1 tRNA gene and 3 rRNA genes are annotated in these 5373 nt (G+C 58.1%); all 4 read left to right on the top strand.

What is annotated here, in order from left to right:
• Positions 1-195: 195 nt before the first annotated feature.
• The 4 genes from EXE52_RS17980 (at position 196) to rrf (ending at position 5335) form a co-directional block, all read left to right on the top strand.
• Positions 196-1665: ribosomal RNA gene (locus EXE52_RS17980) — 16S ribosomal RNA — on the top strand.
• A 161-nt stretch (positions 1666-1826) separates the two neighbouring features.
• A tRNA-Ala gene (locus tag EXE52_RS17975) sits at positions 1827-1898 on the top strand.
• A 270-nt stretch (positions 1899-2168) separates the two neighbouring features.
• Positions 2169-5083 (top strand): 23S ribosomal RNA (locus EXE52_RS17970).
• Between the two features lie 130 nt (positions 5084-5213).
• Positions 5214-5335 (top strand): 5S ribosomal RNA (gene rrf / locus EXE52_RS17965).
• Together the 16S, 23S and 5S rRNA genes with 1 tRNA gene alongside form the textbook arrangement of a ribosomal RNA operon.
• The last annotated feature ends 38 nt before the right edge of the window (positions 5336-5373 follow it).

Here is a 5373-nt window from a genome sequence, read left to right as displayed (position 1 = left end):
GATGAGGATCGCGCCCCCTGCGCTCCGGCGTAAGCGGCGATCTGATGTGAGCCGTGGTCGTTCGGTGTCATCCAAGCCGCTGGATGGACCGGACACCACACAGACCAATGCAATGGTGTGTCAACCTTCGTCTCAACCGAAGTTGACACCCGCCAACACCCCCTTCAGGCCGGGAATCAGGCCTGAAGGATACTCATTCCGGTTGATCCTGCCGGAGGCCATTGCTATTGGGATCCGATTTAGCCATGCTAGTCGCACGAGTTCAGACTCGTGGCGAATAGCTCAGTAACACGTGGCCAAACTACCCTTCGGAACACAATACCCTCGGGAAACTGAGGCTAATAGTGTATACCATACCACCACTGGAATGAGTGGTATGCCAAACGCTCCGGCGCCGAAGGATGTGGCTGCGGCCGATTAGGTAGACGGTGGGGTAACGGCCCACCGTGCCAATAATCGGTATGGGTCATGAGAGTGAGAACCCAGAGACGGAATCTGAGACAAGATTCCGGGCCCTACGGGGCGCAGCAGGCGCGAAACCTTTACACTGCACGACAGTGCGATAGGGGGATCCCAAGTGCACAGGCATAGCGCCTGTGCTTTTCGGTACCCTAAGGCGGTACCAGAATAAGGGCTGGGCAAGACCGGTGCCAGCCGCCGCGGTAATACCGGCAGCCCAAGTGATGGCCGATCTTATTGGGCCTAAAGCGTCCGTAGCTGGCCGCGCAAGTCCATCGGGAAATCCACCTGCTCAACAGGTGGGCGCCCGGTAGAAACTGCGTGGCTTGGGACCGGAAGGCGCGACGGGTACGTCCGGGGTAGGAGTGAAATCCCGTAATCCTGGACGGACCGCCGATGGCGAAAGCACGTCGCGAGAACGGATCCGACAGTGAGGGACGAAAGCCAGGGTCTCGAACCGGATTAGATACCCGGGTAGTCCTGGCCGTAAACAATGTCTGCTAGGTGTGGCTCCCACTACGAGTGGGTGCTGTGCCGTAGGGAAGCCGCTAAGCAGACCGCCTGGGAAGTACGTCCGCAAGGATGAAACTTAAAGGAATTGGCGGGGGAGCACTACAACCGGAGGAGCCTGCGGTTTAATTGGACTCAACGCCGGACATCTCACCAGCATCGACTGTAGTAATGACGATCAGGTTGATGACCTTATCCGAGCTTCAGAGAGGAGGTGCATGGCCGCCGTCAGCTCGTACCGTGAGGCGTCCTGTTAAGTCAGGCAACGAGCGAGACCCGCACCCTTACTTGCCAGCAGTACCGCGAGGTAGCTGGGGACAGTAGGGGGACCGCCGTGGCTAACACGGAGGAAGGAACGGGCAACGGTAGGTCAGTATGCCCCGAATGTGCTGGGCAACACGCGGGCTACAATGGTCGAGACAAAGGGTTCCAACTCCGAAAGGAGACGGTAATCTCAGAAACTCGATCGTAGTTCGGATTGTGGGCTGCAACTCGCCCACATGAAGCTGGATTCGGTAGTAATCGCGTGTCACAAGCGCGCGGTGAATACGTCCCTGCTCCTTGCACACACCGCCCGTCAAAGCACCCGAGTGAGGTCCGGATGAGGCGTACCTCGTACGTCGAATCTGGGCTTCGCAAGGGGGCTTAAGTCGTAACAAGGTAGCCGTAGGGGAATCTGCGGCTGGATCACCTCCACCGACCCGAGACCTCCCTCTGGGAGGCTCACCTTAGACCGTCACCACGACGGTCACTACTCATTCGCACTGGTCTGTGACCGTCCGCCCACCCACCGGCTTGGACACCGCAGAACGACCACGGCTCACACAACACGCGAGAACCTTCCCACCAGGGAAGGTGGGCTCATAGCTCAGCGGTAGAGTGCCTCCCTTGCAAGGAGGATGCCCTGGGTTCGAATCCCAGTGAGTCCATGTCCGTCCGAAGCGAATCCGTCCCCTTAAGTGGGAGACGCGACTCGGTTCGGACACGACGACCGATGCACCATCCCGGGAAACCGCGGATGGGAAGGGTTCGACGAACGCCCCGTCACACCCGGGGCGATTCGATGACGACCGTGTATACGTGCGATCCAGACGTCCACTGAACTCATACGAGTTCGTGGAACGTCAGTGAACCATATACAGTCGGGTGACACTATGTCACTTGACCGTCAGTGACTCTCCTTCGAGAGTCGACTGACACACTACTGGCTACTGTGCCAGCTGGTGAATGGCTCGGCTCGAGAGCCGACGACGGACGTGCCAAGCTGCGAAAAGCCCGTGGGACCCGCATGGAGGGAAAGAACACGGGATTTCCTAATCGGAATCCGTTCAACAATTGCCACGCGCAATAGGGAACGCCCTGAATTGAAACATCTCAGTAAGGGCAGGAAAAGAACGCAACAGCGATGTCGTCAGTAACCGCGAGTAAACGCGACACAGCCCAAACCGAAGGTCTTCGGACCAATGTGGTGTTCGGGTTGACAACCAAATCTCGACACTCTCTCAGAAGTCTCCTGGAACGGAGCGTGAAACAGGGTGACAACCCCGTATGAGAGAGCAGTACGGATGGCGTCAAATCCAGAGTAGTAGGGGTCGGATATCCTCTATGAACACCTCAGGCATCCCCTGAGAAGGCTAAACACTCCTCGAGACCGATAGCGAACAAGTAGCGTGAGCGAACGCTGAAAAGCACCCCGAGAAGGGCGGTGCAATAGGGCCTGAAATCAGCTGGCGATCGAGCGACAGGGCGTACAAGGCGTCTCTTGAAACGACCGAGGAGCGATCCTCTAGTAGGAAGAGAGACGAGCCGGCGTCGTGTCGTGCGTTTTGAAAAACGACCCAGGGAGTGCACTTGATTGGCGAGTCTAACCGGCGAACCCGGGAAGGCGCAGGGAAACCGATACGGCCGCAGCATTGCGAGGGCCACCGTGTTCAAGCGCGGGGAGTCAATCAGGTGCGACCCGAAACCAGGCGATCTACGCGCGAGCAAGGTGAAGCGTGGCGAAAGCCACGTGGAGGCCTGTTAGAGTTGGTGTTCTACAATACCCTCTCGTGACTCGTGTGTAGGGGTGAAAGGCCCATCGAGCCTGGCAACAGCTGGTTCCAACCGAAACATGTCGAAGCATGACCTCTTCCGAGGTAGCCCGCGGGGTAGAGCTACCGATTGGATGACCCGCCTCCGAGAGGAGTCGGCCATCCTGTCGAACTCCAAACCCGCAGGCGCTGTAGACGAAGGGAGTCCGGTGCGCGGGGTAAGCCTGTGTACCGTGAGGGGAACAACCCAGAGCCGGGTTAAGGTCCCAAAGTGTAGATTAAGTGCGATTCGAAGGTGGTCTCAAGCCCTAAACAGCCGGGAGGTGAGCTTAGAAGCAGCTACCCGCTAAGAAAAGCGTAACAGCTTACCGGCCGAGGTTTGAGGCGCCCAAAATGATCGGGGCTCAAATCTACCACCGAGACCTGGCCGTGCCCTTGACAGGGGCAACCGCGTAGGTTGGCGTACTGGTCGGACGGAAGCCCGGGCGAGAGCTCGTGTGGACCGTCCAGTAACGACAATCCTGGTCACAGTAGCAGCGATAGTCGGGTGAGAACCTCGACGGCCTGAAGAGCAAGGGTTCCTCGGCACTGCCGTTCAGCCGAGGGTTAGCCGGTCCTAAGGTGTACCACAACTTGACTACACCGACGGGAAGCTGGTTAATATTCCAGCGCCATCGTGCAGTAAACGCCGACGCCGTGTGGAACGCTGAGCCGGGCACTCGCCCGGTCGAATCGTGGAAACTCGTGGACGCCGTCACGGCACGAAGCGAGCGAAACGCGAAACAGCGAAAGTCAGCCGTACATAGGGCCCGTGAAAAGGCAAGCACGATGTCCGTACCGAGATCCGACACAGGTGCTCTGCCAGCGCAAGGCAAGGCCTGTCGGGAGAACCGACGTTAGGGAATTCGGCAAGTTAGTCCCGTACCTTCGGAAGAAGGGATGCCTGCTCTCTAAGGAGCAGGTCGCAGTGACTCGGGCGCTCCGACTGTCTAGTAACAACACAGGTGACCGCAAATCCGCAAGGACTCGTACGGTCACTGAATCCTGCCCAGTGCGGGTATCTGAACACCTCGTACAAGAGGACGAAGGACCCGTCAACGGCGGGGGTAACTATGACCCTCTTAAGGTAGCGTAGTACCTTGCCGCTTCAGTAGCGGCTTGCATGAATGGATAAACGAGAGCGCCACTGTCCCAACGTTGGACCCGGTGAACTGTACGTTCCAGTGCGGAGTCTGGAGACCCCCAAGGGGAAGCGAAGACCCTATAGAGCTTTACTGCAGGCTGTCGCTGAGACGTGGTCGCCGATGTGCAGCATAGGTAGGAGACGTTACACAGGTACGTGCGCCAGCACGCCACCGAGTCAGCATTGAAATACTACCCGTCGGTGACTGCGACTCTCACTCCGGGAGGAGTACACCGGTAGCCGGGCAGTTTGACTGGGGCGGTACGCGCTCGAAAAGATATCGAGCGCGCCCGAAGATCATCTCAGCCGGGTCGGGAATCCGGCGAAGAGCGCAAGAGCACAAGATGGTCTGACAGTGTTCTTCCCAACGAGGAACGCTGACGCGAAAGCGTGGTCTAGCGAACCTACGAGGTTCCGGAATGGGACCCGTAGATGACAGAAAAGCTACCTTAGGGATAACAGAGTCGTCACTCGCAAGAGCACATATCGACCGAGTGGCTTGCTACCTCGATGTCGGTTCCCTCCATCCTGCCCGTGCAGAAGCGGGCAAGGGTGAGGTTGTTCGCCTATTAAAGGAGGTCGTGAGCTGGGTTTAGACCGTCGTGAGACAGGTCGGCTGCTATCTATTGGGGGTGTGAGGTACCTGACGTGAACGAACGTATAGTACGAGAGGAACTACGTTTGGTCGCCACTGGTGTATCGGTTGTCCGGAAGGGCAGATGCCGAGTAGCCACGCGACACGGGGTAAGAGCTGAACGCATCTAAGCTCGAAACCCACATGGAAAAGAGGTACCACAGAGGTCACTCGTAGAAGACGAGTTCGATAGACTCGGGGTGTACGCACCGAGGCAACGAGGTGTTAAGCCCACGAGAACTAACAGACCGAGCCACATTCATTGGCGCTGACGCGCCACGACTCGCATGAGTTCAGGCGGTATCTGGATCGCACGTACACACGGTTGGTACCGAACCACGACCGACACAGGAGTCTCTGTAAAGAGTCTCGGTTCGACTCCGAGAGTCGGCATAAAGGCGGCCAGAGCGGTGGGGACACACCCGTACCCATTCCGAACACGGAAGTTAAGCCCACCAGCGTACCGTGAAGTACTGGAGTGAGCGATCCTCTGGGAACCACGGGTCGCCGCCTGCCCACTCATCCGGGAGAATACTCCCACTCAGCCCACGGAC

The sequence above is a fragment of the Halorubrum sp. CGM4_25_10-8A genome (assembly GCF_005435025.1).
In the GTDB taxonomy this organism is placed as follows: domain Archaea; phylum Halobacteriota; class Halobacteria; order Halobacteriales; family Haloferacaceae; genus Halorubrum; species Halorubrum ezzemoulense.
This window is presented reverse-complemented; position numbering and strand designations above follow the sequence as displayed.